The sequence below is a fragment of the Arthrobacter crystallopoietes genome (genome assembly GCF_017603825.1).
GTDB lineage: Bacteria > Actinomycetota > Actinomycetes > Actinomycetales > Micrococcaceae > Crystallibacter > Crystallibacter crystallopoietes_B.
Genome location: NZ_CP072014.1, coordinates 65,147 through 80,742, shown reverse-complemented (window position 1 = coordinate 80,742; position 15,596 = coordinate 65,147). Strand labels below are relative to the sequence as shown.

Annotated in this window: 15 protein-coding genes; 6 read left to right on the top strand and 9 right to left on the bottom strand. The window is 65.0% G+C overall.

Translation table 11 applies throughout. The features are described from left to right. Positions 1-129: 129 nt before the first annotated feature. The 5 genes from J5251_RS00415 to J5251_RS00395 are packed head-to-tail and all read right to left on the bottom strand — an operon-like array spanning position 130 to position 3,143. Positions 130-732: a DNA-3-methyladenine glycosylase I gene (locus J5251_RS00415; RefSeq protein ID WP_139004462.1), complete on the bottom strand. Its 603-nt coding sequence runs from the start codon at positions 730-732 to the stop codon at positions 130-132. 34 nt (positions 733-766) lie between these two features. Next, the gene (locus tag J5251_RS00410; protein WP_208574922.1) at positions 767-1,441 is read right to left on the bottom strand and encodes an alpha-ketoglutarate-dependent dioxygenase AlkB family protein; all 675 of its coding nucleotides are present in this window, start codon (positions 1,439-1,441) and stop codon (positions 767-769) included. Next, positions 1,438-2,055 carry a methylated-DNA--[protein]-cysteine S-methyltransferase gene (locus J5251_RS00405; RefSeq protein ID WP_139004464.1) on the bottom strand — a complete coding sequence of 206 codons (618 nt, stop codon included), beginning with the start codon at positions 2,053-2,055 and terminating at the stop codon, positions 1,438-1,440. Before J5251_RS00405 ends, J5251_RS00410 begins: the two co-directional genes overlap by 4 nt. Then, entirely contained in the window at positions 2,052-2,600 is a 549-nt protein-coding gene (locus J5251_RS00400) for an RNA polymerase sigma factor (protein ID WP_208574921.1), read from the bottom strand. Before J5251_RS00400 ends, J5251_RS00405 begins: the two co-directional genes overlap by 4 nt. 42 nt (positions 2,601-2,642) lie before the next feature. Then, positions 2,643-3,143 (bottom strand): methylated-DNA--[protein]-cysteine S-methyltransferase, encoded by a 501-nt coding sequence (locus tag J5251_RS00395; RefSeq protein WP_139004466.1) that lies wholly within the window; start codon positions 3,141-3,143, stop codon positions 2,643-2,645. Between the two features lie 197 nt (positions 3,144-3,340). Between J5251_RS00395 and J5251_RS00390 the strand changes: the two genes are divergently transcribed. After that, positions 3,341-4,381: an iron-siderophore ABC transporter substrate-binding protein gene (locus J5251_RS00390; protein ID WP_139004635.1), complete on the top strand. Its 1,041-nt coding sequence runs from the start codon at positions 3,341-3,343 to the stop codon at positions 4,379-4,381. Positions 4,382-4,515: 134 nt separating this feature from the next. Then, positions 4,516-5,739, top strand: coding sequence for a CynX/NimT family MFS transporter (locus J5251_RS00385; protein ID WP_208574920.1), 1,224 nt, complete (start codon positions 4,516-4,518; stop codon positions 5,737-5,739). 67 nt (positions 5,740-5,806) lie between these two features. On the opposite strand, the gene J5251_RS00380 is transcribed toward J5251_RS00385, so the two are convergent. Continuing rightward, positions 5,807-7,174 carry a short-chain fatty acid transporter gene (locus tag J5251_RS00380; protein ID WP_244250741.1) on the bottom strand — a complete coding sequence of 456 codons (1,368 nt, stop codon included), beginning with the start codon at positions 7,172-7,174 and terminating at the stop codon, positions 5,807-5,809. A 192-nt stretch (positions 7,175-7,366) separates the two neighbouring features. On the opposite strand from J5251_RS00380, the gene J5251_RS00375 reads away from it, so the two are divergent. After that, complete coding sequence (locus J5251_RS00375; protein ID WP_208574919.1) at positions 7,367-8,452, top strand: glutathione S-transferase family protein; 1,086 nt, start codon at positions 7,367-7,369, stop codon at positions 8,450-8,452. Continuing rightward, positions 8,449-9,225: a gamma-glutamyl-gamma-aminobutyrate hydrolase family protein gene (locus tag J5251_RS00370; RefSeq protein ID WP_208574918.1), complete on the top strand. Its 777-nt coding sequence runs from the start codon at positions 8,449-8,451 to the stop codon at positions 9,223-9,225. The genes J5251_RS00375 and J5251_RS00370 overlap by 4 nt, the downstream gene beginning before the upstream one ends. A 23-nt stretch (positions 9,226-9,248) precedes the next feature. Here the strand turns inward: J5251_RS00370 and J5251_RS00365 are convergent, their stop codons facing one another. Further along, the gene (locus J5251_RS00365) at positions 9,249-9,998 is read right to left on the bottom strand and encodes a MerR family transcriptional regulator (RefSeq protein WP_208574917.1); all 750 of its coding nucleotides are present in this window, start codon (positions 9,996-9,998) and stop codon (positions 9,249-9,251) included. 157 nt (positions 9,999-10,155) lie between these two features. Here J5251_RS00365 and J5251_RS00360 point away from each other — a divergent pair, with 157 nt between their 5' ends. Beyond that, positions 10,156-11,172 (top strand): DMT family transporter, encoded by a 1,017-nt coding sequence (locus tag J5251_RS00360; RefSeq protein ID WP_171059298.1) that lies wholly within the window; start codon positions 10,156-10,158, stop codon positions 11,170-11,172. 45 nt (positions 11,173-11,217) lie between these two features. Here J5251_RS00360 and J5251_RS00355 read toward each other — a convergent pair whose 3' ends face one another. Both J5251_RS00355 and J5251_RS00350 read right to left on the bottom strand, forming a co-directional pair. Then, on the bottom strand, positions 11,218-12,309 hold the full coding sequence (locus J5251_RS00355; RefSeq protein ID WP_208574916.1) for a GTP pyrophosphokinase: 1,092 nt from the start codon (positions 12,307-12,309) through the stop codon (positions 11,218-11,220). A 70-nt stretch (positions 12,310-12,379) separates the two neighbouring features. Beyond that, positions 12,380-14,332, bottom strand: coding sequence for an acyl-CoA dehydrogenase family protein (locus J5251_RS00350; RefSeq protein WP_208574915.1), 1,953 nt, complete (start codon positions 14,330-14,332; stop codon positions 12,380-12,382). A gap of 215 nt (positions 14,333-14,547) precedes the next feature. Here J5251_RS00350 and J5251_RS00345 point away from each other — a divergent pair, with 215 nt between their 5' ends. Next, on the top strand, positions 14,548-15,588 hold the full coding sequence (locus J5251_RS00345; RefSeq protein WP_208574914.1) for an LLM class flavin-dependent oxidoreductase: 1,041 nt from the start codon (positions 14,548-14,550) through the stop codon (positions 15,586-15,588). Positions 15,589-15,596: the final 8 nt, after the last annotated feature.

Genomic DNA, 15,596 nt, shown 5'->3' with positions numbered 1-15,596 from the left:
CATCTGCAATCATTGTGGCACGCGACTGTCAGGTCCGTGATTCGGCCGGAAATTGTGACAGTTCCGCAATCCTGAGCTGCTGGTGCGAAAGCCCGGTTCGGTACTTCCGGCTGCGTGGATGGCGGCTTTTCAGCCCCAGATTCCGGAGCTGCCGCGCCTGTGGCTGTCCACCAGATGCGTGTCGATCATGCCGATGGCTTCCATCAGGGCGAACATGGTGGTGGGTCCGACAAAAACGAACCCGCGCTTGCGCAGGGCCTTCGACAGGGCGATGGAATCCGCGGATGTGGTCGGGACCTGCTCTATGCTTTTGGGCGCCGGGGTGGCGTCCGGTTTGAAGGACCAGACGAACTCATCCAGCCCGCCGTTCTCGCGTAGAGCGATGGTCGCCTTTGCATTGGTAATCGCGGCGGTGATCTTCGCGCGGTTGCGCACAATCCCGGCGTTCTGCATCAGGCGCTCGACATCGGTATCGGTGAAAGCAGCAACCGAGTCCGGAAGGAAGTCATTGAAGGCCTTGCGGAAGGCCGGACGCTTGCGCAGGATGGTGGCCCAGGACAACCCGGCCTGGAATCCTTCAAGACTGATCCGTTCGTAGATGGCCTGCTCGCCGTGTACCGGCATGCCCCATTCGGTGTCGTAATACTCGCGCAGCATCGGGTCCACGGCGGCCCACGCTGGCCGGGCCAGCCCGTCCTCGCAGAGCACGACGCCGGAAGCTAGTTTTTCCATGGGTTCGATTATCTCCTGCCGGTCCGGGTTGTGGTCAGGCCAAGCCGGTGACGCGCATGGTGAGGTTCAGCCGGCCCGATGCCAGTCCGCAGGCCGGATCGGCGGTGCCGGGGTATATCTTGGGGACACCGTGGTACGCGAAGCGGCTGGGACCGCCAAAGACAAACAGGTCCCCGGAGCGGAGCCTTAAATCTTTGTACGGTTTGGTTCGGGTCCGCGTGTTGCCGAAGCGGAAGAGGCAGTCGTCTCCGACGCTCAGGGAAACCACGGGCAGGTCCGTTTTCTCATCTTTGTCCTGGTGCATGCCCATTTTGGCGGTATCAGCGTAGAAGTTGATAAGGGCAGTGTCGGGGTTATAGGCAGCGCCCGCGGACTCCGCCGCCTCGGGACCATAGGCGTCGATCAGTGCCTTGCGTCCCCACTCGGCCAGCCACTCGGGGAACTCAAGCACCCGGCCGCCGCCGGCATCCTCCGCCACGCGGGAATACTTGTAGGGCTGCCAGTGCCACCCCAGGCACACGGTTTGAACGCTCATCTCATGCCCGCCGGGCAGCTTGGCCGCGCGGAAGGGCACGGGCCCGCGTCCCCACGTGCGGCAGGCATCCACCAGCTCCGCTTGTTGTTCCAGGCTCAGCCAGCCGGGCACATGGACGGCGCCGGGAGCGACCTCCACCGGTTCCGCCGGGACAGGATCGAAGAGTGCGTTCAAGCAGCTGCCTCCAAGGTGAGCAGGATCTGCTTGGCTTCGGTGCCGCCCAGATAGCCGCCGAAGCTGCCGTCGGAGCGGACCACCCGATGGCAGGGAACCACGACAGGTAAGGGATTGGTGCCGCAGGCGGTGCCGACCGCGCGGACGGCCTTGGGATTGCCGGCGGCTGCGGCGACCTGGGCGTAGCTTTCGGTCTGGCCATAGGCGATCTCCGGCAGGTGGGCGAGCACCTCGCGGCGGAACCCTTTGGCCAACCGCCAGTCCAGCGGGAGTTCGAACACCCGGCGGCGTCCGGCGAAATACTCGTCCAGTTGGCGCACCGCGGCCTCCAGCCGCACGGCGGAGTGCAGGATGCGGGGGCTGATTTTGTCCGCCAGCTGCTCCAGCACGGCGTCGTGGTTTTCCCGGTCGAAGGCGACACGGACCAGGCCCTGGTCAGTGGCGGCCAGCAGAAGTCTGCCAATAGGTGTGTCCAGAGTTGTGTAGGACAAGTCCAGCAAACCGGCTTCGGCGGCAGCGGCCGCCAGCCGTGTCTGCAGTGCGAGGAGGGCAGCAGGATCAACGTCCCGCAACGGGGCCAGCAGGGCGGAGGACTCCGGTTCAACGGTGCTCATCGTGCCTCTCCTTTCGGAACGGAAATACTGGTGGATGCCGGCACAGAGCCGACCGGAACGGGAACTGGAGCCACGGACGGTGTGGCCGGGACCAGATAGGCCCGCCGCAGGTTCTTGATGCCGTCCGAGGCGGCACGCCGGACTGCTTCCGGTGTTGAACCGGTGATGGCGGCAACCTCTCGGTGGGGCAGGCCGGCCAGATAGTGGAACGCGATGGCCTCACGCTGCCGGTCCGGAAGGGCCTTCACCGCATTCCACAGATCCTGGTCCGTCTCCTGGGGATCTGCGGAGGGACGTTCTGGAAGCTCTTCCATCGGCAGCGGATTGCGCGCCCGTTTCCGGGTGACGTCAATGGCTTTGCGGTGTGCGATGGTCACCAACCATGCCTCCGTATTGGCCGCTTCGGACAGCTCGGGGTAGGCCTTGAGGGCGGCCAGGAACGTTTCGGACCAGGCATCCTCGGCCTCGTCCGGTCCCAGGACGGCGCGGCAGACCCGCAGGACCATCGCGCCGTGCTCGGTGACGAGCTGCTCGAAGGGTTTCATGGTGTGTAGACGCTGCCGGAGTTCATAATGTGAGGTTACGTCCTAGAAAAGTTTGGCGGCCTTGGTTTCCACAGGCTCCTCCAGCTCAAGCAGGAACCTTTTGCGCTCAAGTCCGCCGGCATAGCCCACCAACCGGCCGTCCGCTCCCACAACCCGATGGCACGGCACGATAATGGAGATCGGGTTACGGCCATTGGCGTTGCCGACGGCCTGGGCAAGATGGAGGTCACCGAGCTCGCGGGCGAGCTGGCCGTACGAGCGGGTCTGGCCGTATGGAATTCGCCGCAGCAAATTCCACACTTTCTGTTGGAACACGTCACCCTTGGGGCTCAGCGGCAGGTCGAACTCGGTGCGCTCGCCGGCAAAATACTCGGACAGCTGGCGTTTTGCTTCGATGAACCCCGTGTCCACGCGGGGACCGAAGGCTTCGGCATCGGGCATCCGTTTATGGGCGGGAAAATATGCGCCGGTCAGGGCGCCGTCGACCGCTACGATGGTGAGCTCGCCGATGGGTGTGTCGATTACGGAATGCACTGCAGGCATGGGGGCGCTCCTTCCACAACGTCATTATCTCCGATACGCAAACGTGCTGGCCGAGAGTTGTGTGAGGCCCAGGAGCAGCCTGCAATAAATACGTAACGAGATTGTTCCTTATTCATTCGGAGCATAGGCTACCCTTACTTTTGTTCTTTACCTCTGAGCCGAGGAGTCCCATCGTGGCCCTTTCCCGTGTCCGCGGCATGCTTGCCGCAGCCGCCGTCGTTCTTCTGTCCGTATCCGCCTGTTCTACCGGTTCAGCCGGCGGTTCCACAGGTGGTGAAACCGCCGCAGGGTCCTCGGACGCCTTCCCGGTGACCATTGAGCATGCCTTTGGCGAGACCGTCATCGAAGAGCAGCCCGAACGCGTGGCCACAGTTTCCTGGGTGAACGACGACGTAGCGTTGTCGCTCGGCGTCGTGCCGGTCGGAATGCCTGCGGTTGAATGGGGCGGAAACGAGAACAAGTCCACGCCGTGGAAGGACGCCAAGCTTGAGGAGCTCGGAGCTCCCATTGGTTCCGAGAAGGCCCCTGAGCAGTACTCCGAAGCCGATGGCATCGCGTTTGACGAGATTGCCGCGCTGACCCCGGATGTCATTCTGGCCGCCTATTCCGGCCTGACCCAGGAAGACTATGACACCCTGAGCAAGATCGCTCCGGTGGTGGCCTATCCGGAACTGGCCTACGGCACGGACTGGCAGGACTCGACGATGATGATCGGCGAGGCGCTGGGCAAGACCGAGGAAGCCAAGAAGCTGGTCGCCGAGACCGAGCAGACGATCGATGCCAAGGCCTCCGAGTTCCCGCAGTTGGCCGGCAAATCATTTATCTACGGCAACCTGGAGCCCGCCAAGGGCGACGGCGTCAACGTCTACACCATGAACGACAACCGTCCGAAGTTCCTCACCAGCATCGGCATGAAGCAAGCTGACGTCGTCACCGAAGGTACCAGCGACTCCGGCGAGTTCTTTATCCCGTGGTCCGCCGAAAAGGCCAACGAGCTCGAATCCGACATTTTCGTCACCTGGGTACCCGATGCCAAGACCAAGCAGCAGGTCATCGAGGATCCGCTGCTGAGCCAGATTCCCGCCGTCGAAAATGATGCTCTGGTTGCCGATTCGGACAACACCCTGACGTTGTCCATCTCCGCCGCATCCCCGCTGAGCCTGCCGTGGGCACTGGACCAGTTCCTGCCGATGCTCGGCGAAGCTGCCGACGCAGCGGAAGCTACGAACGCCAAATAACCCCGTTACACCCAGCAGCATAAGGGCGCCCGGTCTGACCGGGCGCCCTTATGCTTCCCATCACATAGTCTTGTTGTGCCCGCAAGCGGGCGGAGGTATCTGTAAGGCATAAGCGCGACCAACGGGGTGGGGCAGTGGTGGATACGGTCAGCGGAGCGCGTCGGGCGCTGTCGAGCGGCATGCTCATCACCGGTGTGCTGCTGGTCGCTGCCAACCTGCGGCCGGTCCTCACCAGCGTCGGACCACTGCTGGACCAAATCGGGGCCGACACCGGCCTGGGCGCTGCAGCGCTGGGGCTGCTGGCTGCCGTCCCGCTGCTGGCCTTCGGCGTCATCTCCCCGCTGGCCCACGGGATAAGCGAAAAATTCGGGGTGGAGCGTACCGTCTTCGCCGCGCTCCTGCTGCTCATCGCAGGCACCTTCCTGCGGCCGGCGCCCGGCAGTATCGTCAATCTCTGGCTGGGAACGTTCATTATCGGCGCGGCCATCGCCGTCGGCAATGTGCTGCTGCCTGCGATCCTTAAGCGGGACTTCCCGGACAAGATGGCCACGCTCACCGGCTCCTACTCAGCAGTGCTTGGTGGCATCGCCTCGCTCGGCGCAGGGCTCTCGGTGCCGCTGTCGCTGCTTCCAATTAACGACGGCGAACCGGCCGGCTGGCGCTTTGCCCTCGCCATCTACGTGGTGCTGTCTGTTCCTGCCGTGCTGGCCTGGCTGCCACGGCTTCGGGTCCGTGCCAGCTCGGCCCAGGCCCAGCTCAATGCGGCCGTGCCGGCGCCCGTCCGCGGATCCGTGTGGAAATCCGGCGTCGCCTGGCAGGTCACCCTGTATATGGGGCTGCAATCCATGGCGTTCTACATACTGATCACCTGGCTGCCCACGCTGGAACGCTCGCACGGACGCGGGGACGTGGCCTCCGGCTGGGACCTGATGATGTTCCAGCTGATAGGGATCGTCTCCAGCCTGCTGACCCCGCTGATCCTGAAGGGGAAAAACCAGCGGTTCCCGGCGGCATTGCCCCCGCTGCTGATTGTTGCCGGCGTGCTGGGAATCCTGCTCCTGCCCGGCGCCATGCTGCTCTGGGTGCTGGTTGCCGGGTTCGGCTGCGGCAGCTCGCTGGTGACGGCCTTGGCGCTGTTCGGACTGCGTACCCGCACGCACCGGGAAGCCAGCGCACTCTCCGGGATGGCGCAGTCGATCGGCTACCTGCTGGCAGCCGCCGGGCCACCGCTCTTCGGCGGACTGTTCGCGGCCACCGGCCGGTGGGAGGCTTCCCTGATCCTGCTGTGCGTGGTTTCCGTCGCGCAGGCCGTGACCGGCCTGTTCGCCGGCAGGGACAGGTTCGCCTTCGCCGGCTGAATCCGGCTCCGGGACCGGGCGGAGGGCCCCGGGGCCGATCAGGCTACCGGGGCCCGGCGCAGACTGCTCAGCCGGTCCCGACGATCAGCAGGGTTGCGGAGAACACCAGACCGGAAGCGATCAGTGTTATGACGGTGTAGCCGAGGATGTCCCGCATTTTCAGCCCAGCGATGGCCAGGAGCGGCAGGGCCCAGAACGGCTGGATCATGTTGGTCCATTGGTCGCCGTAGGACACGGCCATGATGGCTACCGCCGGATCAACGTCGAGCCGGGCAGCGGCGTCGAGCATGATGGGTCCCTGGACCGCGAACTGGCCGCCGCCGGACGGGACGAAGAAGTTCACCAGCCCGGCGGAGAGCAGGGCGAGGAAGCCGAAGGTCTGCGGGGTGGAAACGTTCACGAAGAAATCGGATATCACAGTGATCAGCCCGGTGGCGGTCATAATGCCCATGATGCCGGCGTAGAGCGGGAACTGGAGCAGGATGTCACCGACATTGGACGCGGCATTCTTGATCAGCGCGATCAGCTCGAAGGGATTGCGCACGAGCAGGAAGATCAGCGTCAGGAAGGACCAGTTCACAATGTCCAGGGTCAGCGTGCCGCCTTGGCTGAAGTGGATCACCAGGTAGGCCGCCAGTGCCAGTCCGACGACCAGGGTCAGGATGCGGCTGGCGTCCACGCGGTCGGCCGGCGTGACCACCTCGTCGTCCAGGTCCGCTTCGCCTTCGCGGGCGTCAACGTCCAGTTCGACGATTTTGTCATTGCCGCGCGGGGCTACCAGGGCCAGTGCCCCGCCGACCACGATGACGGTGGCCACAGCGGCGAGGATGTTCCAGAGCGAGAACGTTGTCTCGCTGACGGGGATGGTGCGCCCGATCTGCTCGGCTAGGAAGGACCCTTCGGTGGCGGCAGTCAACGGCCCGGAGCCGGAGTAGCCCATGTGCCAGACCACGAAGCCGGAGAACGCCGCGGCCACCAGCATCGGGAAGTGCAGCCGGACGCCCTTGGCCCGCAGTTGGGCGGCCACCTCTTTGGCCAGCAGGGCACCGACCACCAGTCCCAGTCCCCAAGTGATCAGGGAGGCAACCGCGGCGATGACGAAAACGAAAACGTAGGCCTGGATGGGTCCCCGCGGCAGACCGCCGAGGAACGAGAGCAGTTTCCTGACCGGCCGCGTATTGGCCAAGGTGTGGCCCAGCAGCAGGATCAGTGCCATCTGCGTCATGAAGGCCAGCAGGCCGGACAGCCCGTCACCCCAGCCCTTGATGACCTCGACCGGTCCGGCGTCGGTGAGGATCAGGGCCATGATTGCCACGACCACGCTCAGCACGATCGCGAAAACCAGCGCACTGGGGATGTACCGCTCCACCAGCGAATTGACCGGGCGCATGAATGCGGAGACCGGATTTCTGCCCTTGCTGCTTACTGATGACATGGAAACCTCCTGCGTAGCGACGTCGGTGTCGGCGCGTAGGGCGCCAATTAGTTGCCTTAGACCCTTACCCTAGCGATGAGTGTCACATATGTAGGGGATCTCGGGGCCTGCCCGGATGCGATAGGTCCGCCCGGCCGCCGCAAATTCCGGCTGCCATGGAAGCTCCTGGCGGTTGCGGGATAGGGTGAAACCATGAGCCAGACGAGCGCGCGCACCGAAAACTCAGCCCCCGCCAGCGAGTACAGCACCAAGGGTGCCTACGTCCACACCGGCGAAGAGTTCACCCGGGACACCCATTACATCGAGGACAGGATTGTCCGCGGCGGGGACAACCCCAACGAAGGTCGCTGGCCGGTGGAGCCCGGCCGCTACCGCCTGGTCGCCGCCCGCGCCTGCCCCTGGGCCAACCGGACCATCATTGTCCGCCGGCTGCTCGGGCTCGAGGACGCGCTTTCCTTAGGCCTGCCCGGTCCCACCCATGATGCGCGCAGCTGGACCTTCGACCTGGACGAGGGCGGCAAAGACCCGGTCCTTGGCATCGACCGCTTGCAGCGGGCCTACTTCAAGCGGTTCCCGGACTACCCGCGCGGCATCACGGTTCCCGCCGTCGTCGATGTTGCCTCCGGCGCCGTGGTGACCAACAACTACCCGCAGATCACGCTGGACTTCTCCACCGAATGGACCGAGTTCCACCGCGAAGGTGCACCGGAGCTATACCCGGAGCACTTGCGCGAGGAGATGGCCGAGGTGAACAAGCGGGTGTTCACCGAAGTCAACAACGGCGTCTACCGCTGCGGTTTCGCCGGTTCCCAGGAGACCTACAACAAGGCCTATGAGCGGCTGTGGACGGCGATGGACTGGCTCGAGGAGCGCCTCAGCACCCGCCGTTACCTGATGGGGGAGACCATCACCGAAGCGGACGTGCGCCTCTTTACCACGCTGGTGCGCTTCGATCCGGTCTACCACGGCCACTTCAAGTGCAACCGGAACAAGCTCACGGAGATGCCTGCACTGTGGGGGTACGCCCGCGACTTGTTCCAGACCCCCGGCTTCGGCGACACGATCGATTTCGAGCAGATCAAGCAGCACTACTACATCGTGCACGAGGACATTAACCCCACGCAGATTGTCCCGCAGGGCCCGGACCTGTCCAACTGGCTGAGTGACCACGGCCGCGACGCCCTCGGCGGCAGCCCCTTCGGCAACGGCACGGCACCCGGACCGGTCCGCGACTCGGAGCGGGTGAGCGCCGGCCACAACCCCCTCTACCCGGCATGAACAACGACGGCGGCACCTCCGCACAGACGCAGCTGCGGCCGAGGATTGCGGTCAGCTATGCGCAGGACGCGGTCTCCCATCCGGCGTGGTTCTCCGAGGTGCTGGCGGATCTGGCCCGCCGTGCGGTGGCAGGCCTGGACGCGGCCGGGGCCAACGCCGTCGTTATCAACGCCTCCTCCGGACACGTGTTCACCGCCAAGGATTACGACGGTGTGCTCATCCTCGGTGGGGGTGACGTGGACCCGGCGTGGTACGGCGGCAATACCACTGAGCCCACAGTGCATTGCGTCGACACGGTCGCGGACGAGACCGAGATCGACCTGGTCATCGGCGCCGTCGAGAACGGCCGGCCGGTCCTTGGAATCTGCCGCGGACTGCAGCTCATCAATGTGGCCTTCGCCGGTTCCCTGACCGAGGACCTGGGACCGGAGTCGCTCCACAGAATCCATCAGGAACGGCCGCCGATGGCCACCCACCCGGTGGCGATCGGCCGCGGAACCTTGCTGGCCGGAGCGCTCGGCCCGGGCGAAACAATGGTCCGGTCCGGACACCACCAGGCCGTCCGCAGGCTCGGCGACCGGCTCCGGGTAGTGGCGGCCGCCCCTGACGGCGTGGTGGAGGCGGTGGAGCTGGCACGCCGAGACGAGGGCTGGCTGCTCGCTGTGCAATGGCATCCCGAGGCCGAGGGCACCCCTGACGGGCAGCTTGAGGCTCTGCTGGAGGCCTTCGTCACCGCTTGCCGGGAGCGGATCGAACCACCCGGACTCGCCTGAACTGAGCGCTGGAGGTGTCCGGCCTACGTGGTCAGATGGCGGTCCGCATAGATTTTCATCGCGTCCCGGACGAAGCGGGCGCCCGCGTCGCCGCCGTAGTTCGCGCCGAAACGCGGGTCCGCCGCATACGTGTCGCCCAGTCCGGTGAAGTACCCGTACGAGATTTCCTGACCGCCGTTCGCACTGGCGAGCCAGTCGAACTGCCGTTGGGCCAGGTTCTGGGCTTCCGCGCTGTCGGCCGGGATGCCTGATGCTGCCGCGGCGGTCCAGGCCGCCATGAGGTCCTTCGTCCGGTCCACCCAGGCCGTGCGTTCGTCCGAACTCAGATTGCGCCACCACTGGTCGCCCTTGGCATAGGCATCCTGGCCCCAGCGTTCTTCAACCTCCTCTTTGTACTTTGTATGGTCGAAACCATCGAACATTTCGTCAGCCATCAGCTGCACGCCTCTTTCCGTCTTGTTGATTGTTGACTGGACTGATGCGATCTGGCGTTCGATCCGGTCCCGTTCCTGGAGAAGGATTTCCAGGTGCCCGCGCAGCGCGGCAGTCGTTTCGGTGCGGCCGTGCACCACCTTGGCAATCTCCGGCAGACCCAGACCCAGTTGCCGCAGCAGCAGGATGCGCTGCAGCGTCAGCAAAGAGCCGTCGTCGTAATAGCGGTACCCGTTGTGGCCGATACGGCTGGGAGGCAGCAGGCCGATGTCCTGGTAGTGGCGCAGCGTCCTGCTGGTAGCGCCGGCGGCCCTGGCGACCTCTTGAATGGACCACTCCATGCGGCGGCCTCCCTTCTGCCTTGTTCATATCCTTCACTATCCGTGTTGACGCAACGTCAAGGTCAAGCCCTCCGGTAGCTCAACCACCCACCGGAAGTTCAGGCGGAATTCCCACACACTGCCTCCGGCGGAGCGGCATGAGGTTACGATCGACAGCGTGACCAGACCCCGTGATAGCAATGCCGCACCTGATGCCGTGGCACCTGACGGTCACGGCCCGTCCCACGGCGATATCCGGGTGCCGGCAGTGCTGGCTTTGCTCCTGGCTGTGTTCGGCGGCATTGGGCTGGCGGTCCAGGGACGGCTCAACAGCGAGCTGGGCGTGCAGCTGCAGGACCGAATCGGTGCCGCATTGATCAGCTTCGGCACCGGCTTCATCGCGGTGCTGGTGTTCGCTACGGTTCTTCCGTCCGCGCGCGCCCGCCTGCGTCGGGTGCCCAGCCTGTTCCGGCAACGCAGGTACCCGCCGTGGTATTTGCTGGCCGGACTGATCGGTGCGTTTTACGTTTTTACGCAGACCGTGGCCGTTGGTCCCATCGGCCTGTCGCTGTTCACGATCGCCGTGGTCAGCGGCCAGCTGGCCTCCGGCCTGGTTGTCGACCGGTTGGGCCTTGGTTCGGGCAAGAAGATTCCGGTCAACGGTGTACGGATCGCCGGTGCCGTGCTGGCCTTGGCGGCCGCGGTGACAGCGGCGCTGCCGCATTTCGGGAACTCCCTTAACACCGGTTTGTTGGTCCTGCTCATGCTGCTGCCGTTGGCGGCGGGGCTGATGCAAAGCGTGCAGCAGGGCATGCTGGGACAGATCGCAATGGCGCATGGCAGCCCGGTCATTTCCACCCTGTTCAACTTCGGCACCGGCACCATGGCACTGCTGGCAGTATGGACAATCCAGGCTGGGCTCAGCGGGCAGGCCGGACTCCTAACCCCGCAGTGGTGGCTGTATACCGGTGGGCCGCTGGGGACGCTGGTGCTTGGCGCGGCCACCCTCAGCGTGGCGAACACCGGCGTTCTGCTCACCAGCCTGGGCATGATCGGCGGCCAACTGGTGGGCTCGCTGGTCCTGGACATCCTCTGGCCCACGGCCGGAAGCCTCGTTGGCGGAGCAACCATTGCCGGCATCTTACTGACCTCGTTGGCGCTGGTCATCGCCTCCCGGCCGTGGCGCGGAAAATAGCGTGCAACCCGTTAGTGGAGCGGAACCGGCCTGCTGTGCCGACGGTTAGCTCGCAGTGCGGAACGTTTCCATCTGCCGGTGGCGGCGCTGCAGGCTTTCTCGCCGGTGGTTGTCGTCACCGGCGGTCAGTTCAATGTGGCGTTTACCGAACCGCCATAGCAGCACGTCGTCGAGCAGTCGGTCCGGGCCGGGGGAGTAGCGGTGTTCCAACGCCTCGCGAACCTTGGTAATCACCTCCGCCTGGAGCAGGTCGACGAGGTTTGTGGTGGTCTTCAATCCGTGTGCGGCCAGGAGTTCGGCGGCCCAGCCCCAGTCGTCGTCGGACTTGCGGTCCACGTGGGGCAGCAGCGTCTGCCACACTTCGCGGATCCGCCGCGGTGTCAGCGGCGCCGCGCCTTCACCTTCTTCGTCCCAATAACCGGTAACCGTCTCGTAGCGCTCATGCAGTTCGGAGAACGTGGATTCCACTGCCTCGAGCATTGCGGCCGTGGCGGTGAACTGCCGGTCGAAATAGGGACTCCATGCCCTCGGGTTGGAGGCTTTGAAACGGATGTCGTGCTCGATCTCGGACCAGGCATGGGCCAGGATGGTGCGGATCTGGACCTCGAAAACATGGCTGCCGTTGGGCCTGGCCGGTTCGCCGAGTGCCTCCTGGAAGCGCTTGACCGCTGGGTTCTGGATGGTGCGGATGAGCAGATGCCTGCTGGAGTAGCCGTACGTGCCGGACTCGATGGAACCGATGTCCTTCTCCCGGTCGGCACGGATGTCGAATTCGCTGCGCTGGCGTTTGATCAGGCCGGCCGCTTCGCGGATCTCGTGCGGCAGGCTGACAATCACCCGGACACCGACCATGTCGTGCATATCGCGCAGCGGATCCGGGTATTCGAGGGTTGGCGTATCACCGGCGACGGCAGGCGGCAGGGTGCGGGAAGCCTTTTCCCGGAACGAGGCGACGGTTTTGGTCCGGGCCGTGACGAACAGCGGCTTTAGCTCGGTCTCTTGGAAGATGTCCCGGATGGTCGTCTGCATGTCGCGGGTGACTGCTTCGAGCTCAGGGCGTATACGTCCGAACTCATCGGTGCTGGCTTCAACGGACGGTCGCAGATCTTCATCCAGCCGGTCCCAATGCGTTCCCATGATCGGCTCCCTCGGGCGTGCGTCAGTGCAGGGTGCTGCACCACGAACAACCTACCAAGTCTTCCGGTGTCTACCGGTACTTGCGGTGCTGGTCTTCCTTCGTGGAGGGCCCTTCGGACGGCTGGGAGATCCACGGTCCGGTTCCTTCGGAAGGATCGATGACGCCGCGCTCGAGCCAGGTGTAGTCTCCGTCCAGCACTTTGCCGGCCAGCCGCCGGTCCGGGGTGTCCGAGTTCCGCCAGAGCTCGGTGAACAGCTGCCGGACGCGCTCGCGGGACTGCAGGCAGAAGGCATCTGCCAATTCGTAGGCGCTTTTGCCTTCGGCAGGATTCTGGCTGCGCAACAGTTCGGCCCTGCTGCAGACTGCGGCCATGGCGAAGAGCTCGGCTCCGATATCCACAATCCGGCCCAAGAAAACCTGCCGGTGTTCCAGCTTGGCCTGCCAGCGGCCCATGCCGGCGAAGGTGTGCCGGGCGAGCTTCCGCGAGGACCGCTCGACGAACCGCAGGTGCCCGGCCAACCGTCCGAATCCGCCGTACGACTTGGGGTTCATGCCCTGCCCGGCCAGCAGTTGCGGCAGCCAGCGGGCGTAGAAGCCACTGGCACCTATGGCAGCCCGGGCCTTGGCGGCCAGATCCGCGTCCGCCGAAGCAAGGTCTCCGGCGGCGGCCAGGTGGGCGTCCACGGCCTCCCGGGCGATCAGCAGGTGCATGATTTCGGTGGAGCCCTCGAAGATGCGATTGATCCGCATATCCCGCAGTTGCTGCTCGGCCGGCACAGCCCGCTCCCCGCGGGCTGCTAGGGACGCCGCAGTTTCGAAGCCGCGTCCGCCGCGGATCTGTACCAGCTCGTCCGCAACCTTGTAGGCCATTTCGCTGGACCAAAGCTTGGCCAGGGCCGCCTCGATCCGCACGTCTTTCATGCCGGCGTCGGCCATCGCCGCCGACAGCTCGAAGACCGACTCGAGGGCAAACGCGGTGGCGGCGATGAAAGCAATCTTCTTTCCCACGGCCTCGTGGCGGCCGACCGGGCGGCCCCACTGGACCCTCGCGTTGGACCACTCGCGGGCGATTTTCAGCGACCACTTCCCGGAGGCCGCGCAGAGGGCCGGCAGGGCCAGGCGCCCGGTGTTCAGTGTGGTCAGCGCGATCTTCAGGCCCTTTCCCTCACCGCCCAGCCGGTTGGCCGCCGGCACTGTGACATTGTCGAAGCGCGTCAGCCCGTTTTCGATACCTCTCAATCCCATGAAGGCATTGCGGTTTTCCACCGTGATGCCGGCCGCGTCAGCTTCGACAACGAATGCGGAGATGCCGCCAGGTCCGCCGTCGTGCGCCGGAACCTTGGCCATGACCACCACGAGTTCGGCGATGACCCCGTTGGTGGTCCAGAGCTTGCTGCCGTTGATCACGTACGATTCGCCGTCGTCGGTCGGGGTTGCGGTGGTGCCGAGCCGGGCCGGGTCCGAGCCGACGTCGGGCTCGGTGAGCAGGAACGCCGAGACCGCCCCCGCGGCGCACCGGGGCAGGAACCGCTGTTTCTGGTCCTCGCTGCCGAAGACCTTGACGGGCTCCGGGACGCCGATGGACAGGTGCGCCGAGAACAGGGCGCCGAGGCTCGGATGCACGGATCCCAGCAGCATCAGTGCGCGGCCATAGTAGGTCAGGGACAGGCCCAGACCGCCGTACTGCACCGGAATTTTCATGCCGAACGCGCCCAGTTCCGCTAGCTCCGCCAGATATTCGTCCGGTATCTTCGCGTCGCGCTCGATCCGGGCGCCGTCCATGGTCCGCGCGTACTTTTCCAGCCTTGCCAGGAACGCGTCGCCGGCTGCCGCATCCTTGGGTGCGGGAACAGGGTGCGGGTGGATGAGGTCCATGTCGAAGCGGCCCAGATAGAGGCCCTTGGCAAAACTCGGCCGCGTCCATTCCGTCTCGCGGGCGGCCTCCGCCACAGCGCGGGCGTCACGTTCCGTGACGTTGGCGCTCTGGCCGGTGGGCAGGTGCTGTTCAGTTCCGGTACTCATGGCAGTCCCCTTTGACCAGGGTCTGCCGCAGGCCGGAGACCCTTTAGCTGTCCTTCAATGTTACTCCCGGGTAGCCGGTTTTGTTACTGCTTGGTACGGGGCTGGCGGCAAGATTGCCGAAGGGGTCGAAGAGGCGGCGGTCCGGACGCGGGGAATAATACGTATTAGCTGAAGCTTCAAGTAATCAGATAATTGGAACCTGACCCGGGAGCAACATGGATTTCGGCATTTTTACCTTCGGCGAACTCACCCGCAATATCGACAGCGGCAAATCCTTCTCGCCCCACCAGCGGCTGACCGAGCTGATCGAGCTGGCCAAGATCGCGGACCAAGCCGGCATTGGGTTCCTGGGCCTTGGCGAGCACCACCGCCATGATTTCGCCATTTCGGCGCCGGAAATCGTGCTGGCCGCCATTGCGCGGGAAACCAAGAACCTGCGGTTGGCCACCGCCGTCACTGTCTTGTCCACGCAGGATCCGGTCCGGCTGTTCGAGCAGTTTGCAACGCTGGACTTGATCTCGGACGGCCGCGCGGAAATCATCGCCGGCCGCGGCGCCTTCACGGAGTCCTATCCGCTGTTCGGCTACGACATGGCGGACTACGATGCCTTGTTCGAGGAGAAGCTGCAGCTGCTGCTGGCCGCGCGCGATCAGGAGAACCTGACGTGGCGGGGCAACGTCCATCACAGCATCCACGGGATGGAGGTTGCTCCGCGCCCGCTGCAGGAGAAGCTGCCGGTCTGGGTTGGCGTCGGCGGAACGCCCGCGTCTTTTGAGCGTGCCGGCCGGCTGGGGCTGCCGCTGTATGTGGCACTGCTGTCCGGGCCGCAGCACTTCGCGCGGCTGGTGGAGTACTACCGCGAATCCGCCGTCGCCCACGGCCACGACGCGGCGCAGCTGCCCATCGGGACCGGCGGCCACTTCTTCGTGGCGCCAACCTCACAGCAGGCGCGCGACACGTTCTATCCGTACTACCGCGCGTACTTCGAGCAGAATATGCCGCGGAAGATGGGGCACTTTCCGCGCGAAACTTTCGAGGCGTGGGCCGGACCCGGCGGCGGCCTGCTCGCCGGCGGCCCGCAGGAGGTCATCGACAAGATCATGGAACAGTACGAGATCTTCGGCCACGACCGCTATATGGCGCAGGTGGGCCTGGGCGGCCTGCCGTTCGAGGACACGGCCCGGTCTATTGAGCTGCTCGCCACCGAAGTTATGCCGGTGGTGCAAAAGGAAACGCACCCCGCGAAACAGCCGTAACGGGGGGG